The organism is Neobacillus notoginsengisoli (assembly GCF_003515685.1).
Taxonomy (GTDB): domain Bacteria; phylum Bacillota; class Bacilli; order Bacillales; family Cytobacillaceae; genus Bacillus_D; species Bacillus_D notoginsengisoli.
The window spans coordinates 344,633-361,859 of record NZ_QWEG01000004.1; the positions used below are offsets into that span (position 1 = coordinate 344,633).

General features: G+C 46.7%; 16 protein-coding genes. 9 read left to right on the forward strand and 7 right to left on the reverse strand.

Annotated elements, in window-relative coordinates; translation table 11 throughout:
• Nucleotides 1–41: 41 nt before the first annotated feature.
• Nucleotides 42–1,865, reverse strand: a complete 1,824-nt coding sequence (gene pepF, locus D1B31_RS08370) for an oligoendopeptidase F (protein ID WP_118920299.1) — start codon at nt 1,863–1,865, stop codon at nt 42–44.
• A 179-nt stretch (nt 1,866–2,044) separates the two neighbouring features.
• On the opposite strand from pepF, the gene D1B31_RS08375 reads away from it, so the two are divergent.
• Together D1B31_RS08375 and D1B31_RS08380 are read left to right on the forward strand one after the other, a co-directional pair.
• Nucleotides 2,045–2,809, forward strand: coding sequence for a MerR family transcriptional regulator (locus tag D1B31_RS08375; protein ID WP_118920300.1), 765 nt, complete (start codon nt 2,045–2,047; stop codon nt 2,807–2,809).
• A 135-nt stretch (nt 2,810–2,944) separates the two neighbouring features.
• Nucleotides 2,945–3,856 (forward strand): DMT family transporter, encoded by a 912-nt coding sequence (locus D1B31_RS08380; RefSeq protein ID WP_240035212.1) that lies wholly within the window; start codon nt 2,945–2,947, stop codon nt 3,854–3,856.
• Between the two features lie 104 nt (nt 3,857–3,960).
• Here D1B31_RS08380 and D1B31_RS08385 read toward each other — a convergent pair whose 3' ends face one another.
• The 5 genes from D1B31_RS08385 to D1B31_RS08400 form a co-directional block, all read right to left on the reverse strand.
• A complete protein-coding gene (locus D1B31_RS08385; protein WP_118920302.1) occupies nt 3,961–4,848 on the reverse strand; it encodes a YhcN/YlaJ family sporulation lipoprotein in 888 nt (295 codons plus the stop codon).
• A gap of 349 nt (nt 4,849–5,197) precedes the next feature.
• Nucleotides 5,198–5,368, reverse strand: coding sequence for a hypothetical protein (locus tag D1B31_RS24190; protein WP_158587497.1), 171 nt, complete (start codon nt 5,366–5,368; stop codon nt 5,198–5,200).
• A 173-nt stretch (nt 5,369–5,541) separates the two neighbouring features.
• A complete protein-coding gene (tnpB, locus tag D1B31_RS08390) occupies nt 5,542–6,693 on the reverse strand; it encodes an IS200/IS605 family element RNA-guided endonuclease TnpB (protein ID WP_420846080.1) in 1,152 nt (383 codons plus the stop codon).
• A 222-nt stretch (nt 6,694–6,915) separates the two neighbouring features.
• Nucleotides 6,916–7,086 carry an MMPL family transporter gene (locus tag D1B31_RS08395; protein ID WP_118920304.1) on the reverse strand — a complete coding sequence of 57 codons (171 nt, stop codon included), beginning with the start codon at nt 7,084–7,086 and terminating at the stop codon, nt 6,916–6,918.
• Nucleotides 7,065–7,340 carry a hypothetical protein gene (locus D1B31_RS08400; RefSeq protein ID WP_118920305.1) on the reverse strand — a complete coding sequence of 92 codons (276 nt, stop codon included), beginning with the start codon at nt 7,338–7,340 and terminating at the stop codon, nt 7,065–7,067. The genes D1B31_RS08395 and D1B31_RS08400 overlap by 22 nt, the downstream gene beginning before the upstream one ends.
• Before the next feature lie 218 nt (nt 7,341–7,558).
• Between D1B31_RS08400 and D1B31_RS08405 the strand changes: the two genes are divergently transcribed.
• The 5 genes from D1B31_RS08405 (at nt 7,559) to nikC (ending at nt 13,476) form a co-directional block, all read left to right on the forward strand.
• Nucleotides 7,559–8,572: an ABC transporter ATP-binding protein gene (locus D1B31_RS08405; RefSeq protein ID WP_118920306.1), complete on the forward strand. Its 1,014-nt coding sequence runs from the start codon at nt 7,559–7,561 to the stop codon at nt 8,570–8,572.
• Nucleotides 8,553–9,569, forward strand: a complete 1,017-nt coding sequence (locus D1B31_RS08410) for an ABC transporter ATP-binding protein (protein ID WP_118920307.1) — start codon at nt 8,553–8,555, stop codon at nt 9,567–9,569. The genes D1B31_RS08405 and D1B31_RS08410 overlap by 20 nt, the downstream gene beginning before the upstream one ends.
• A gap of 4 nt (nt 9,570–9,573) precedes the next feature.
• A complete protein-coding gene (locus D1B31_RS08415; protein ID WP_118920308.1) occupies nt 9,574–11,193 on the forward strand; it encodes an ABC transporter substrate-binding protein in 1,620 nt (539 codons plus the stop codon).
• A gap of 364 nt (nt 11,194–11,557) precedes the next feature.
• Entirely contained in the window at nt 11,558–12,562 is a 1,005-nt protein-coding gene (locus tag D1B31_RS08420; RefSeq protein ID WP_118920309.1) for an ABC transporter permease, read from the forward strand.
• A 14-nt stretch (nt 12,563–12,576) separates the two neighbouring features.
• A complete protein-coding gene (nikC, locus tag D1B31_RS08425; protein WP_118920310.1) occupies nt 12,577–13,476 on the forward strand; it encodes a nickel transporter permease in 900 nt (299 codons plus the stop codon).
• Nucleotides 13,477–13,982: 506 nt separating this feature from the next.
• On the opposite strand, the gene D1B31_RS08430 is transcribed toward nikC, so the two are convergent.
• Nucleotides 13,983–15,140: a metallophosphoesterase gene (locus D1B31_RS08430; protein WP_118920311.1), complete on the reverse strand. Its 1,158-nt coding sequence runs from the start codon at nt 15,138–15,140 to the stop codon at nt 13,983–13,985.
• 169 nt (nt 15,141–15,309) lie between these two features.
• On the opposite strand from D1B31_RS08430, the gene D1B31_RS08435 reads away from it, so the two are divergent.
• Entirely contained in the window at nt 15,310–15,687 is a 378-nt protein-coding gene (locus D1B31_RS08435) for a VOC family protein (RefSeq protein ID WP_118920312.1), read from the forward strand.
• 118 nt (nt 15,688–15,805) lie between these two features.
• Nucleotides 15,806–16,720, forward strand: a complete 915-nt coding sequence (locus D1B31_RS08440) for a glycerophosphodiester phosphodiesterase family protein (RefSeq protein WP_118920343.1) — start codon at nt 15,806–15,808, stop codon at nt 16,718–16,720.
• Nucleotides 16,721–17,227 lie beyond the last annotated feature (507 nt).

A 17,227-nucleotide genomic window follows, 5' to 3' on the forward strand; every position in this document is an offset into this window, starting at 1 on the left:
CTTTTTGCCTGCCACGAGACACTTCAAAGCTTTATTCCGTATTAATTTTCTTCAGCATACGATTTTTCAAGCTCATCAATTAAGGAGCCGACAAAGGAGACTGCGGTCCGGATTGGCTCAGGTGAAGATAGATCGACACCGGCATGCTTCATCAGCTCAAGTGGCTTCAACGTGCCGCCTGCCCGCAGAACCTCCAGCCAGCGGTCGACAACGGGCTGTCCTTCTTCTTTCACCAGTTCTGCAACGGCTGTCGATGCAGTCAAGCCGGCCGAATAAGTATAAGGATAAAGGCCCATATAATAATGCGGCTGGCGCATCCATGTAAGGCTTGCCCCTTCATCGAGCGCCACACTATCTCCCCAGAATTCAGATAGGACATTGCCTTTCATTTCGGATAGAGTCTTTGCGGTCAAAGCCCCGCCATTTTCGGCAAAGGCATACACTCTGCGCTGGAATTCCCCTTCAAGCAAATGAGTCACAAAATTGTGGTAGTAGGTGCTAAGTAATTGAAGAATCACCCAACGGCGCATTTGGTTATCCTCGGTTCTTTCCATAAGATACTGAGCTAGCAGCAATTCATTCATTGTAGACGGCGCTTCAACGAAATACATAGAAGGCCTCGTATTCATGATCCGCTGCTCTTTGTTGGCAAGGTAAAAATGTCCCGCGTGGCCGAATTCATGCGCCAGAGTAAAGGCTGCGCGCATATTATTTTGCCAGGTGATGAGAATGTACGGGTGCGCTCCATACGGGCTTGAACAAAACGCGCCGGTTGATTTCCCAACATTATCCGCCAAGTCCACCCATCTCTCTTCAAAACCCCGCTTAATAATTTCACTATATTCCGGGCCCATCACTTTTAGCGACTCCATAATCAGCCTGCTCGCTTCTTCATAAGTGGTTTCCGGATTAAAGTCGGGGTCCAGTGGCGCCTTTAAGTCACAGAACTGCAATTCGTCCAAACCCAATACAGTTTTTTTCAGTTGTGCAAACCGGCGCATATGTGGAGCCAGCTCATGAAAGATGATATCCAATTGGTTGTTGTACATCTCAAGCGAAACTTGCTGCGGCTCGAGAAGCATCTCAGTCACGGACTCGTAGTTGCGGAGCCGGGCAAGCGCCACTTGCTTTTTCACTTCGGTAGAATACGTTCCTGCGATCGTATTTGTATATTGTTTAAGTGTTTTTACAAAAGAACTATACGCCTTCCTGCGGACATCAGTATCTGCAGAAAACTCGTATCTGTTTTCAAATAAGGCAAACGAAACCGGCAGTTCATTTCCCTTATCATCCGTGATTGATTCAAATTCCATGTCAGCCAGTTTACTTAAATTATAAATGGCATACGGAGCTTGATGCACTTCGCCAAGGGCAGCCAGTGCTTGTTCAGTTTCGGCTGAAAGCCTGTGCGTTTTCGTATTCAGTAATTCGTTCAATGTTCTCTGAAAAGGCTTTAGCCGCGGTTCTTCTTTTATGTACGTTTCAATTCGGCCTTCAGGCAGAGACAGAATTTCCGAATCAATGAACGATAGCGCGGCATTTGCCACCGTCCTTACCTGTGCTGCTTTCGCTGTGTTAGCCTGATTTACAGAATCGGTTCCATCAGCAGATTGCTTAAGGTTTGCATAGGAGGTGATTTTTATCAATTTCATTGAAAGCCTTTCCTGGGCTTCAAGGCAATCCAACAGTACAGACGGGCTATTTCCCAACTTCCCCTTAAACCGAGCAAAACCTTTCAAATCTTCACTTACACTACGTAAATCCTTTTCCCATTCGGAGTCGCTCCCATAAAGACTCGACAAATCCCACGTCAAATCCTCCGGCACCTCAGCACGCACCAATCGCTTTTCAATCATCTTAGTCAATTCATTACCCCCTAAAAGTATTTCGCTTTTCTAAATATTCTCTATTATATCAGAAATGAAGCAGGGGGGCGGTTCCACTGCTTCAAAGTTTTTTGAAAATAGATTTATGAAATTTCACCTTTTGCCTTGACCTTGACGTTGCGTTAATGTGTAGAGTAGATGTTGAGGAGGGAAGCCGTATGGAGTACACAGTGCAAAAGCTTGCCAGGATGGCGGGGATCAGCCCAAGAACGCTAAGGTATTACGATGAAATTGACATCCTTAAGCCGGCCAGGATCAATTCATCGGGATACCGGATATATGGAGAGCAGGAAGTTAATCAGCTGCAGCAAATCCTTTTCTACAGGGAGCTTGGCGTTGCTTTGGAGGATATCAGGCAAATTGTCAATTCCCCATCCTTCGATGGGGCGGCCGCACTTCGGGACCACCGCGAGAAACTCCTTGAAAAACGGCGGCAGCTTGATCTGCTCATTTCCAATGTGGAAAAAACGATCCAGGCAGCCGAAGGAGGCATGACAATGACTGACAAAGAAAAGTTTGAGGGCTTTAAGCAAAAAATGATTGACGAGAATGAGAAAACGTACGGGAAAGAAATCCGTGAGAAGTATGGAGAAAACGCAGTAGAACAATCATATGCGAAACTGAAAGGCATGACACCGGAGCAGCATGACGAAGCAACAAAGCTTGCCGAAGAAATACAACAGACACTGGCAGAAGCCTATGCGACAGGAAATCCGGCGGGAGACCTTGCTCAAAAGACTGCGGATCTCCATAAGAAGTGGCTGATGTTTTACTGGGGAAGCTATAGCAAAGAGGCCCATGCCGGTCTTGCCCAGATGTATGTCGATGATGAAAGGTTTACGGCGTATTATGACAAAAATCAGCCCGGCACCGTTGAATTTCTCCGGGATGCCATCCACATTTATACAGGAATCAAGAATTGATTTAAAGCAATTTCTCAAAGCCCATCCTAAAGCCACCCGCTTAAGGATGGGTTTCTTTATCTCTAAAAATATATCTTGAAAATTTTGAAAACATAAGCGAACATGAACATAAAAGAAACAAGGGGGAAGCAAGACGTGAAGACGGAGCAGCTGGCATTGCCTTCTGTAAGGGGGAAAGGAATCGCGCTCGTCCTGACTGGCGCAACATTGTGGGGAATTTCAGGAACCGTAGCCCAATATTTGTTCCAAAGACAAGGATTCAGTCCCGCCTGGCTTGTTGATATCAGGCTCCTGCTCGCCGGGGCGATCTTGCTCATCCTGTCAGGTATGAAGAACCCGAAAAGAATAATGGACATATGGAAAACGAAACATGATGCCGGAAGCCTTGTCTTGTTCAGCCTGCTAGGGATGCTTGCGGTCCAGTATACATATTTTGCCGCGATCGACCATTCAAATGCGGCCGCGGCAACCGTCCTTCAATACTTGGCCCCGGTCATGATAGCGACTTACTTGGCGATCCGTTCAAAAAAACTGCCGACCAGTTGGCAGTTTACTGCGATCCTCCTCGCCTTATTAGGGACATTGCTCCTTGTCACGAAAGGAAACATTGGCACATTATCCATTTCCGGTCTGGCCGTTTTCTGGGGGATTGCTTCAGCCGTGGCACTGGCATTTTACACCCTTCAGCCAAGAAGCCTCCTTGCGAGATGGGGAGCCGTCACTGTAACTGGCTGGGGCATGGTTGTCGGTGGATTAAGCTTCAGCTTCATCCATCCGCCATGGCTATTTCAGGGGCACATATCCTTTCAGTCACTCATGGCAGTCGTATTTGTCGTCATCTTCGGCACCCTGATCGCCTTTTACTGTTACCTGGAGAGCCTTAAATACATAAGCGCCTCAGAAACAAGCCTGCTAGCCTCCGTTGAGCCATTGTCAGCCGCCTTTGTTTCCGTCATCTGGCTCGGTGTCCCATTTGGATTCGAAGAGTGGCTCGGAACCTTTTGCATCATTAGTACCATCGCGATTTTAGCAAAAAAGACCAATTAGATGGCAAGGCAAAAGGAAGGGCGGCAACCGAGCCGCCCCGTTCTTTTCCATTTGTCTATCTTGATAAACGGCTTCCTAATAAATGTGTTGGTTTTCCAACAAAATTATCTTCCGAAAACATTATTCATTCTTCCAGTAAAGTCATTGAACAGCCCATCCCGATTCCGGTTATTGCCATTATTAATATCGTTTGCATAGCCGTTCATTGTGTCATAAAAATCCGGGTTAAATGAAATGTATACCCTGTGGATTTTATTGTCTGCCTTCCGCACCTGGTCGGCGATTTTTTGTTCAAATGCTGTGGATACCCCTGTATAGCTAGGGTCTCTGACAATATCCCTGTTCGTGTCGTTCGTTCTGTTGTTATTGTCGTCAAAGCGAGTTACTATGCCGCCATCACGGTTATTGATATTGTTGTTGCCATTGTTATTGCCAAATCCTCTGCTCATACCATCTCCGGCCCCATAGCCCACTGATTCTCCGGTTCCATACCCAAAACCACGATACCCGCCATTAGTACCATAGGTCCCCGCATTACCGTTTCCAAGGCCATTTCCGTTCCGGCCATTGTTTTTATTGCCAGCATCGCCTTTACCATTGATGATGCCGTCATTACCGTGTTGATTAATCCTGCCATTATCCATAAAGTCATTGTTTCCGTTCCGGTTGACATTGTTATTCATGCGATTTCCGTTTCGGTTGTCATTGTTATAAATGCCAGTCCCGTTCCGGCCGTTATTATCATTCATCCTCACAGCAACATAAGCATTGTTGTTGGAAATGATGACGTGCGCCCTGTCGACTTCCTTAAGACGCTCAACCGCCCTCGCTGCGCGATCAGAAACCCTCAGCTGCTGTTGGTCGCCTACATTGTTTATTCTCGCCCGGTTGGTCATGACTTTGTTTTTGGCATTATCGTTATTGTTAGTGCCGCAGCCAGCCAACCCGAAGAGCAACAAAGCTGAAAGCAATACTTTAGACCCTCTGTTCACAAGCTTCACTCCTTTATTAGTTGTTCAGGAGTTAGTTTGTGTTTTTTTCGTTTGGAGTATTCACGAGTGGTTTTTGGCAAAAAAAAACAAGGCAGCCCTGAGCGGCTGCCTTAAAGATTAAATACCCATTTGCCTTTCTTCTTGTTTGGCGACTGCTTGCATATTTGAATAAGGGTTAATGGCAAGCTTGACTTCATAGCGGCGGAAATGAGGATTGCATTGTCCCTTCTCTGGGCCAGTCACACTTGCAACATAAGGGAGTTTCTCAAGTGATTGCTTGATGTTTTCCTACTTGCCTTCTGTTTTGGCTATGACGTGAACAGGAGCAAGGTCACCCGGGCTGCAATGATCAGAAATGAGGGCAAAGCCTTCCCGGGACGGCATATTTTTTGGAAATGATGAAAAACGTATCGTACGTATAGTTAATTTGGGTCGAAAACAGTGCGAATCCCCCGAGGAAAATCACTGTAGCTATCAAAATCTGCAAAGGACGCTTGCCAATGAGCCCGCCAAGCCTCAACCCAAAGCTCTCCTTTTATTGCTTAAGTGAATAGGGCTTGCCTTTACGTTCGGCACGTTCTCGTTTTATCCGTTGGGTTCTTGGGACGAAAGGTTGAACTTCCCCCACCTACCAGCTAATGCTGGTTGAGGAAAGGGATTCCTAAGTAAAGAAACCTATCGGTTTCTAATTGATTAGGCTATCCCTGCCGTTCCGACAGTTAGAAGACGAATGGCTTCGTTCCGAAGATTCTTACCTGCGTTAATATCCCGATCGTGGTGGGTTCCACAGATTGGACAATCCCATTTACGCAAATTGAGATGATTTTTAACTTCTTTGTTCGGGTGGCCGCATTCTGAACATAATTGGCTGGAGGCGAATGTTTTTGAAACCACGACGATTTTCTTGCCGTACCATTTGGCTTTATACTCAAGCATCGTTCGGAATTGTGACCAGGACACTTCGCTGATTGATTTTGCGAGCTTAGAATTCTTAAGAAGGTTGCTGACTTGCAGATCCTCGATTCCGATGACATCGTGGTTTTTGATGATTTCGGTAGAGGTTTTGTGCAGATAGTCATTTCTTGTATTGGCGATTCGTTCGTGGAGTCTGGCTACTTTCAGTTTTTGTTTTTGATAATTTCTGGCTTCTGCTAATGGTTTATGTTGCTTTAATGCCTGTTCCTTCCTGCGTGACAGGATTCGCTGTTCTTTGATTAACTTTTCTTCTAAAGACCGGAAGAATTTCGGATTCTTATAAGTGGTTTCATCAGAAAGGATGGCAAAATCCTTTATGCCCAGGTCGATTCCAACGATTGAGCCGGTTTTGACCAACGGTTCTATCTCTTCCTCGGTTAGAATGGAAACAAAGTATTTGCCCGAAGGGCTGCGTCTGATGGTCGCATTCAAAATCCGCCCCTTGATTTCCCGGCTTTTAGCAAACCGGACGAGACCGAGTTTTGGCAGTTTCACCTTATTACCGACTATAGCTATATTTCCGTTTGTCTGTTTGCTCGTATACGATTGGACATTGTTTTTCTTCGATTTATAGCGCGGGGCGTTGCTTTGTTTTTTGAAGTATCGGTCAAACGAATCTGAAAGGTGTTTTAGTGAAGTTTGGATGGCTGTGCTGTCTACTTCTTTTAACCAGGGGAGTTCTTTTTTCAGGGATGGTAGCCTGGAAGAACATTTATTATAAGACAAACCTTTTCCTGTTTCCTTATATGTGTCGTTCCATTTGTTGAGGAAGTGGTTATAAACGAAACGAGAACAACCGATTGTTTTTGCGATGAGGATTTCTTGTTGTTTGTTTGGGAATATTCGGAACTTATACGCTCTTTTAATCAAGATTCCACCCCTTTAACAGAACATTTGTTCTAATATTATTATATAACATAGGAGGACACTTTGGCTACCGCCAACCGGCATTTATCTCCAATTATTTTTTGGCTGCGTACTAAGCAAAATTGAAATAAAAGTCTTCTGCCGGGAAATGATAAACTGAACGGCACGCCAAATCGGTAGATAGAACCGTATTTTGCCAAAAGAAGCGCGAGCAAAGAAAATACATCAACGATTCTCACCAATCCAGCCAAGGAGCGGACTGATGATACTATAGGCGATGCCAACCCCGACCAATGGGACAAGCGCCAGAATAGGGGAGCGGAATATAAGCAAGTGAAGAACAAGAACGATTGCGACCGTCCCGAACAGAAGCTTTAAATCTCCTTGCCCAAACAGCTTATTGGCATCAAGGGCGTTTTATGATGGAAGGTAAGTGCGGGAGTGCCCTTATCAGACGGAAACTCCTTTTCAGTAAGTACCTTTGCCTGCTGGGAAGGGGTATTTTTGTTGAGGTCCCCGGCTGTTTCCATTTTTCGGGAATTTGCTTGCGGAAATGCAAAATTCAAGATTACGAGAATCGCGAACCAAATAATAATCGTTACAAAACGGCCTTTTTTACCGCCAGCAAGGTGCCCTAATTTTCTGATCATAACTTCCCCCCAGAATAGTTTTGAAATAAACCGAATACCCTTTAACAATTACACTTTAAACGCTAATTTTTATTATAACCTGTAGGGGGGTTGGGAAATCTCGTTCAAGTTTGACAAAATCATCCATGCATAAGAAAATTAGATAAGTACGAATAGTCCGTTTATTTAGTACAGTCATAAAATTCCGTGTATTTGTTTTGTTAAGGGGGGTGGGCTTTTTGAATACCAATGATATTTTAAAGATAAAAGATTTGAAGGTTTCATTCCAATCGGGAAAGAAGTTCCTGCCGGCTGTTGATGGAATCAGTTTTGACTTGAGAAAAGGCGAGATTTTAGGAATTGTGGGCGAATCGGGAAGCGGCAAGAGTGTCACTTCACTGGCAGTGATGGGATTAATCCCATCTCCACCCGGTAAAATTGAACAGGGTGAGATTATTTTTGAGGGAAGAAATATGACAAGCCTGTCAGAGAAAGAGTGGCGGAAAATTCGTGGGAACCAAATTTCAATGATCTTCCAGGAGCCAATGACGTCACTGAATCCCCTTTTTACAATTGGCAATCAGCTTACGGAAGCTGTCAGGCTCCATACAAAGCTCTCAAAAGAGGAGGCAAGGATCCGGTGCATCCAGCTTCTCCAATTGGTAGGAATACCGAGGGCGGAAGGGATTTTAAAGGAATATCCCCACCAGCTATCCGGAGGCATGCGCCAGCGAGTCATGATTGCGATGGCAATGGCTTGCAATCCGAAGGTCCTGATTGCCGATGAGCCGACAACTGCCCTCGATGTCACCATCCAGGCACAGATTCTTGCACTGATGAAAGACTTAAATGAAAAAACAGATACAACAGTAATTTTAATTACTCATGATCTTGGAGTCGTTGCGGAAATTTGTGAACGAGTCATTGTCATGTACTCCGGCCAGATTGTCGAGAAAGGCGATGTCAGAACGATTTTAAAAAATCCGAAACATCCTTATACACGAGGACTTCTGAAATCTGTGCCGGACCTCCGGGGCAAAAAGGAACGGCTGTACAGCATCCCTGGAAATGTGCCAAGGCCAGAAACAATCACCAACGCTTGCCGTTTCGCGCCAAGATGTTCGGAAGTGTTCGGCAGATGCCTTGAGGAAACACCGGATTTATACAAAATGGACCAATCAGGACACGATGTGCGCTGCTTCCTCTATGAAACGAGCGAGAGGAGGGAAGAAGATGCCAGAGTTACTTCTTGAGGTAAACGGTCTGAAGAAATACTTCCCAATTACGGGCGGCCTGTTTGGCAAAAAAGTCGGAGAAGTAAAAGCGGTCGATGATGTATCCTTTTTCGTTAAAAAGGGGGAGACGCTCGGGATTGTTGGCGAAAGCGGCTGCGGAAAATCGACCACCGGCCGGCTTTTGATGAGGCTGATTGAAGCTAGTGATGGATCCATTCGATTTGAAGATAAAGAGATTACGAGAATGTCAAAAACAGAGTTAAGGAAAATCCGGCGGGACATCCAGATGGTTTTCCAAGATCCCTATGCCTCTCTGAATCCAAGGCACTCTATTGAAGAAATATTGGAAGAGCCCCTCATTGTCCATGGAATTGGAACGAAGGAGGAGCGGAAAAAGCAGGTCCGGGAAATGCTTGAGGTGGTCGGTCTGAGCAGCTTCCATGCAAGACGCTATCCGCACCAGTTCAGCGGCGGGCAAAGGCAGCGGATTGGAATTGCGAAAGCACTCATGACCAAGCCGAAGCTTATCATCGCAGATGAACCTGTATCCGCGCTGGATGTGTCAATTCAGGCCCAGGTTTTGAATTTAATGAAGGATATCCAAAAGGAGTTCGGGCTTACATATATTTTCATTGCCCATGATCTTGGCGTTGTCAGGCATATTAGCGACAGAGTTGGCGTCATGTACCTCGGCCGGCTGATCGAGCTGTCGGACAGCGAAGAGCTTTACGAGAACCCGAAACATCCGTATACGCAGGCACTGCTGTCGGCAGTCCCGGTATCGGACCCGGATATAAAACGAGAGATCATTATGATTGAGGGAGAGCTTCCAAGCCCTGCCAATCCTCCGGCCGGGTGCGCTTTTCATACGAGGTGTGCATTTTGCATGGATATATGCACAACAATCCGGCCAGAGGGCCGAACGGTTGATGGTCATTACGTGGCATGCCATTTAGTTAACGATGTGGATGCCGCGCAGGTGATAAATAACAAAAAAGAAAATGGGGGCGAATAAGAGGATGAATAAAACGTTAAAAATGCTGTTGGTCTCGCTGCTAGCGGTGAGCTTGTTGCTTGCAGGCTGCAATGGCGGAGACGGAACAAAGAAATCGTCCGGTAATAAGGGCGGAAATTCCGGGGATAACGGCTCAAAGCAGGATACGCTCGTTTATGCGCGCGGCGCTGACTCTGTCACGCTGGACCCAATTACGACTACTGAAGGGGAGACATTCAAGGTTACTGAAAATATTTATGATACGCTTGTCAACTTCGGGGAGAGTGACACTTCCATCCAGCCAGAGCTTGCTGAAGAATGGAAACTGTCCGATGATTCGCTTACGTATACATTCAAGCTTGTAAAGGGCGTGAAGTTTCATGATGGAACAGACTTCAATGCCGAAGCAGTAAAATATAATTTTGAGCGATGGGCTGGCGGCAATGCCGAAAAATTCCCGTATTATACGATGTTCGGAGGCTATAAAGGGGATGCCGGCCATGTCATCAAGGAAATAAAAGTCGTTGACGAACATACAATCCAATTCAATTTGACAAGGCCGCAGGCGACATTCCTTGTCAACCTTGCGATGACCTGTTTTGGAATCGCGAGTCCTGCAGCACTTGAAAAGTATGGGGACGATTTCCGCAAAAATCCAGTCGGGACTGGTGCATTCAAATTTGTGGAATGGAAGGAAAACGATACAATCACTTTAGAAAAAAATGCCGACTACTGGAAAAAAGGCTATCCAAAGCTGAATAAGGTCATTTTCCGGGTGATTCCTGAGAATACAGCCCGCCTGAACGCGTTGAAAACTGGCGAGATAGATTTAATGGACGGTCTGAATTACGCGGAAGTCGATCAGGTGACATCGGATGACAAGCTTCAACTAATTGAAAGGCCATCAATGAACATTGGCTATCTTGGCATGACAGTGAACCGAAAGCCTTTCGATAACAAGCTTGTCCGCCAGGCTTTAAACCATGCGGTTGATAAAGAATCAATTATTAAAGCTTTCTATGCCGGCATGGCAGAGCCAGCGGTCAATCCGATGCCGACTGCCATTAAAGGTTACAACGAGGATATAGAGCCTTATCCATACGACCTGGAAAAAGCGAAAGCGCTCTTGAAGGAAGCTGGCTATGAAAAGGGCTTTAAGATGGACCTTTGGGCAATGCCGGTAGCGCGCCTGTATATGCCTGAAGGCCAAAAGGTTGCCGAGATCATCCAGGAAAGCTTCAGCAAAATCGGCGTCGACGCTGAAATCAAAACGGTTGACTGGCCGACCTACCTGGAAAAAGCGGCAAAAGGAGAATTCGATGCCTTCATGCTCGGCTGGACAGGAGATAACGGAGATGCTGACAACTTCCTGTACACGTTGCTTGATAAAGATAGCATCGGCGGCAATAACTACACGTATTATGCCAATGATGAACTCCATGACGTTTTAATCCAGGCCCAGTCTGAAACGGACGAGGCGAAACGCAGCGAGCTTTACAAAAAAGCACAGGAAATCATTCATGATGATGCACCATGGATTCCACTCGTCCACTCAAGGCCGCTATCGGCGGGAGTAAAGGGAGTCTCCGGGTATGTACCGCACCCAACCGGATCCGAATCACTCATGAATGTCGAATTTAAATAAGGATTATGGTGCCGAGGGTTAAGAAAAAGTCGGCCTGCACCTGCGACTTTCCATAGTGGCACGCAAATGAACACACTATATAGAATGAATTAAAGAATAGAACATTAGTTGATTGGAGCGGAAGGCACGAAGACTCCGGCGGGATGAAGCGGCAAGGTGGAGACCCCACAGGCGCCAAAGCGCCGAGGAGGCTCCACTTACGCCCCGCGGAAAGCGAAGTGCCTGAAGCGCAGATCAACGGCAATGTACGAAAATTAAGTTCGTTTTATATAGTTAATAAAGCACAAAAGGGGAGGCTGGCCTCCCCTTTTGGCCATAGAGAACAGAAATCACTAAAAAATTGTTGAAGCGGAGGTGCGGGAAAGTGTTTACATACACAATGAGGCGTGTTCTTTCCCTTATCCCTGTCCTGTTTGGGATGACACTGATTGTATTTGCCATCATCCACGCGATTCCCGGCGATCCCGCCCAGGTCATTTTGGGACAAAGGGCTACAAAAGAAGCTTTGGAAATACTGACGCGAGAACTTGGGTTGGACCAGCCTTGGTACATACAATATTTCGACTATTTAAAAGGCCTGTTTCAAGGAGATTTGGGGAACAGCTTGAGAACGAGGGGACCGATTAATGAAGAGATTTGGCCGTACCTGGCAGCTACTGCTGAACTAACACTTGTAGCCATGATTATTGCCGTTGTCATTGGAGTGAATGCAGGGATTATTTCCGCCTGGTTTTCAAACTCCTGGTTCGACTACGTGGCAATGGTCCTGGCGCTCGTTGGCGTTTCGATCCCAATCTTCTGGCTCGGCTTAATGGCCCAATGGATGTTTTCAATTGAACTCGGCTGGCTGCCGACAACGGGCCGAGAAAATGTCCGCGATCCGATAACGGCGATCACGAACTTTTACTTAATCGATACCCTTTTGCAAGGGCGATTCGATCAGTTTCAAGTGGCCTTCAGGCATTTGATTTTGCCAAGTTTAGCACTCGCGACCATTCCGATGGCGATCATTGCCAGGATGACCCGCTCGTCGATGCTTGAAGTCATGAAGTCGGATTACATCCGTACGGCGAGGGCCAAAGGTCTGCCGATGTTCTGGGTCGTGTACAAGCACTCACTTAAGAATGCCGTCATTCCTGTCCTAACTATTATTGGCCTTCAGACCGGTCTTCTCCTGGGTGGTGCGATTTTGACAGAAACGATCTTTGGCTGGCCGGGAATCGGGCGCTACCTGTATGATGCGATTGGTTTCAGGGATTATCCTGTCATCCAGTCGGGCATTTTAATTATTGCCGCTATTTTTGTTTTGATCAATTTACTTGTAGACCTTTTATATGCGTTTGTCGATCCGCGCATTAAATATAACTGACGGGAGGAGAAATAGTGACTGAACTTGTGAAAAACACAGGGGAACTGCCTGTTGCCGCAATCCAGGATGAAGCTGTTTCCCCCTGGAAGGAAGCGTGGCAAACCTTTCAAAAAAATAAGCTTGCACTTGTCGGGCTCGGAATTGTCATTTTCTTTATTATCGTTGCTGCTATTGCACCATTGATTGCACCCTACAGCTTCAGGGAACAGGTTTTGGCCGATAGGCTTCTGCCCCCATCAGCTGAACATTGGTTTGGAACAGATGACTTTGGCCGCGATATTTTCTCGCGGGTCGTGTATGGGGCTCGCATCTCTTTGTGGGTTGGGTTCTTTTCTGTCATGGCGTCGATGCTGATTGGGACATTTTTGGGAATCGTCGCGGGTTTTTATGGCCGCTGGGTCGATAGCCTGATTTCAAGGGTTTTTGATATCCTGCTTGCATTTCCAAGCATCCTCTTAGCCATAGCGATTGTCGCGATTCTGGGTCCTTCTTTACAAAACGCTTTGATCGCAATCGCAATCATCAACATCCCAAACTTTGGCAGGCTCGTTCGTTCAAAGGTGTTAAGCGTAAAGCAAGAGGAATATATCATGGCGGCACGTGCGGTTGGGATGAAGGACAGCCGAATCCTATTCAGGCATATTATGCCGAACAGTATCACCCCTATCATCGTCCAGGCGACACTTGCCATTGCGACAGCGATCATTGAAGCGGCGGCACTTGGCTTCCTGGGACTTGGCGCGCAGGCTCCGACTCCCGAGTGGGGACGGATGCTTGCTGATTCCAAGAACTATTTGACCCAGGCGCCATGGACCCTCTTTTTCCCGGGAATGGCCATTATGCTCACCGTCCTTGGTTTTAACCTGATGGGTGACGGGCTTCGGGATGCGCTTGATCCGAAAATGAAAACATAATTTTTGCAAAAGTTGATCGGATATTGAATTGCTGTCCGAAGAGCGGTGTTGAGCGGTTCTTTCGGTCGCATAAGAAAGACTTAGTTCCCGAAGAGCGGTGTTGAGCGGTTCCTTCGGTCGCTAAATGAAGACTTAGTGCCCGAAGAGCGGTGTTGAGCGGTTCCTTCGGTCGCTAAATGAAGACTTAGTGCCCGAAGAGCAGTGTTGAGCGGTTCCTTCGGTCGCTAAATGAAGACTTAGTGCCCGGAGAGCCGTGGTGAGCCGTTGCTTCGGTCGCTAAATGAAGACTTAGCGCCCGGAGAGCCGTGGCAAGCGGTTGCTTCGGTCGCTAAACGAAGACTTAGTGCCCGAAGAACAGTTGCCATCCAGTCGTTCGGTCGCTAAATGAGTACTCAGTGCCCGAAGAGCAGTTGCCAGCCGTTCCTTCGGTCACTAAAAGAGCTTGTTTTGTGAAACGAAGCAGAAAATTAGTCCCGACCGAATCTCCAAAACGAAGGAGCCCCCCCTCACAGGATGGCTCCTTCGTTTTGGTTATAATGAGGCTCGGCAACATCGGCGAAAGTGACATCAATTTCGACGATTTCAGAACGGCTCCCTAGTCTGAGCGGCGGCCCCCAGAACCCATAACCCGACGAGACGATGACATGCGTCGCTTCTTCTTGCAAATACCCCCAGTCGATTTCAAAGAGCTTTCTCGTAATCAGATGGTTCGGGGCCATTTGCCCGCGGTGGGTATGGCCGGAAAGGAGAAGGTCTACCCCGTGCTGGGCGGCTGCTGTTACTTCGGCAGGCTGATGGTCCATCATAATGATTGGCATCGACGGATCGGCAAAAGCTAAAAGATCATTCATTCTTTCACGCAATTTATCCGTACGGTCTTTTCGGCCGGCCAGGAAGAACGAATCATCAATTTCTACAACCTCATCTTGGAGAATATCGATGCCAATTCTATTCATCTCTCGGACAAATTCCGGAATGGCCCCGCCATAGTATTCATGGTTGCCAAGGACGCCGTAAACGCCGAACGGAGCTGACAGGCCCTTCATGACATCCCCCATCTTTTTGCGGATAAACGGCTCTGGGTCGTCCTCAATAATATCCCCAGGCAATAGGATGATGTCCGGCTGCAGTTCATTTGTTTTTTGGACAAGACGCCGGAGATGGGCAAGTCCGGATAGGTGGCCGAAATGCATGTCGGATGCCATCGCAATTTTTAAGCTTTTCCTGCTTCCTGCCTGTTTCGGAATTGTAATGGAGTAATGCCTGACGACCGGGCTGTATGCGTTAAAGGTGCCATAGGCAAAAATAGCCGTGAAGGCCAAAATTACAAGGAGGCCAGTCCAGAAAATGACCTTATCTGGATCCGTTCCTGATTCAATTAAGATGAAACCTCCGAGATCGGCAAGCGGCAAGAGAAGCAGCGCATATTGCAAAAAGCCGAACCAATAGGAGCCGATAATTGTGAACACAGGCATTCTAAATTTTGTTCTGCCAAGAAGATAAGAAAAAGCAAGCATGAATACAATCAAGCTGTATATTAAGACAGGCGGAAGCGGCAGGCCGGCAGATTCGAGCCAAATCCAGCCATTCCAGCCGATATAATAGACAAAAACCGAATAGACAATGAAAAAGATAATAAAGCCAGAAATCATCCGTGACTTCATGAAGGATGCCCCTTTCAAGTTGGAAACTCTAAAAACTAGTATATCGGCTAATAAGAAAAATAGCTTATAAAAAACTTGTTTAAGTTTTGAATTCGTAGGGAAGTGTTTTGTCCGGAGTAGAACTTGTGATATACTGCTGTGGAAAATAGGTAATCAGGAGGCTGAAAAGATGAGAAGCGCAAGCCCGTATGTACTAGTAGATGACTGCCAAGCGGCGATTGAATATTATCAGGGGATTCTCGGTGGAGAGGTAAAGGTTCTGAATGAACATGCCGGAAAACTCCTTCATGCAGAACTCCATTTCGGAACTGGCTCATATATTCACTTTGCCTTTAAATTTAAACAGGAACCGGTTTCTGGTAATAAGGTCAGTATTATCCTGACATTCGATACTGAAGAGGAAATGCGAAATGCGTATAGCGCCTTAAGTGAAGGTGGTAAAGTGACGGTCGAGTTGCAGGATACATTCTTTGGAGCACTTCATGCCCAGGTGACCGATAAAAATGAAATTCATTGGGTCATGAATTTTTTCAAAAAACAGGCTTAAGATTGAAGGGCATTGCCGTGTAAAGATGGCAATGCTCTTTTGCTGGGGGGGATAAAGGGTGAAGATACGTAAAATTGGCAAAAGGATAGCAGTTTTTTTAATCGGGTTGATTGTATTCATGTTTGTGAATAATTCATCTCTTCTGGGAAGTAAGTCTAAAGGAGAGCCGAAGTTACTGGCGCACAGAGGAGTTGCCCAGACCTTTCATATGGAGGGAATAACAAATGACACATGTACGGCGGAACGGATTTACCCTCCAGAGCATGGTTATCTGGAAAATACAATCCCTTCCATGGAAGCGGCTTTTGATGCGGGTGCCGATCTTGTCGAGCTTGATATCCACCCGACGAAAGATGGGCAATTTGCTGTGTTCCACGATTGGACAATTGACTGCAGGACGAATGGAACGGGTGTCACAAGGGACCATACGATGGCGGAGTTAAAGAAGCTTGATATCGGCTATGGGTATACGGCGGACAACGGGAAGACCTATCCATTCAGAGGCAAGGGAATTGGAATGATGCCATCCCTTGATGAGGTTCTAAACAGATTTCCGAATAAGGAATTTCTCATTCATATGAAAAGCAATGATCCAGAAGAGGGGATAATGCTTGCGGAGTACTTTTCGGGGCTAAGTGAAGAAAGGCTTGGGCAGCTATCCGTTTATGGAGGCGATGCGCCAATTGCGACTCTCAAAGAAAACCTCCCGGATATGAGGGGGATGTCAAAAGCTACTTTAAAAAGCTGCCTTTTGCCATATATAGCAGTTGGCTGGACTGGGGTTGTTCCCGGGGCATGCGAGCGCACACAGCTTCATATCCCTGAAAAAATCGCTCCTTGGCTATGGGGCTGGACCGGAAAGTTTATGCCCCGGATGGAAGCGGCCGAGACAAGGGTTGTCCTCGTTGCCGGTGATGGCGGCTTTTCAGAGGGATTTGACTCGAAGGAAGATGTAGAAAGAATTGCCAGTGACTTCTCCGGCTGGGTCTGGACCAACAGGATTGACAAAATTTCAAAGGAATATTCTAAGTGAAAAAACAGGCTGCGGAGTGCGGCCTTTTTAAAAGGCTGTTTTCAACTCCCCAGCAGAAAAAACTGTTCTTCCAGGTGGAAATAAGGACGTTCTCAACGTCGGGATTCAAGTTCGGACAGTCGACCGAGTTTAGAGGGACACTCTGTCCGAAGTTACCCCATGTTCGGACAGCGCAATGCGTTATGATAGGTTCTCTGTCCGAAGTTACTCCATGTTCGGACAGCGCAATGCGTTATGATAGGTTCCCTGTCCGAAGTTGCCTCATGTTCGGACAGCCAACCGCATTTTGATAGGTTCTCTGTCCGAAGTTGCCCCATGTTCGGACAGCGCAATGCGTTATGATAGGTTCTCTGTCTGAAGTTGCCCCATGTTCGGACAGCCAACCGCATTTTGATAGGTTCTCTGTCCGAAGTTACTCCATGTTCGGACAGCGCAATGCGTTATGATAGGTTCTCTGTCTGAAGTTGCCCCATGTTCGGACAGCCAACCGCATTTTGATAGGTTCTC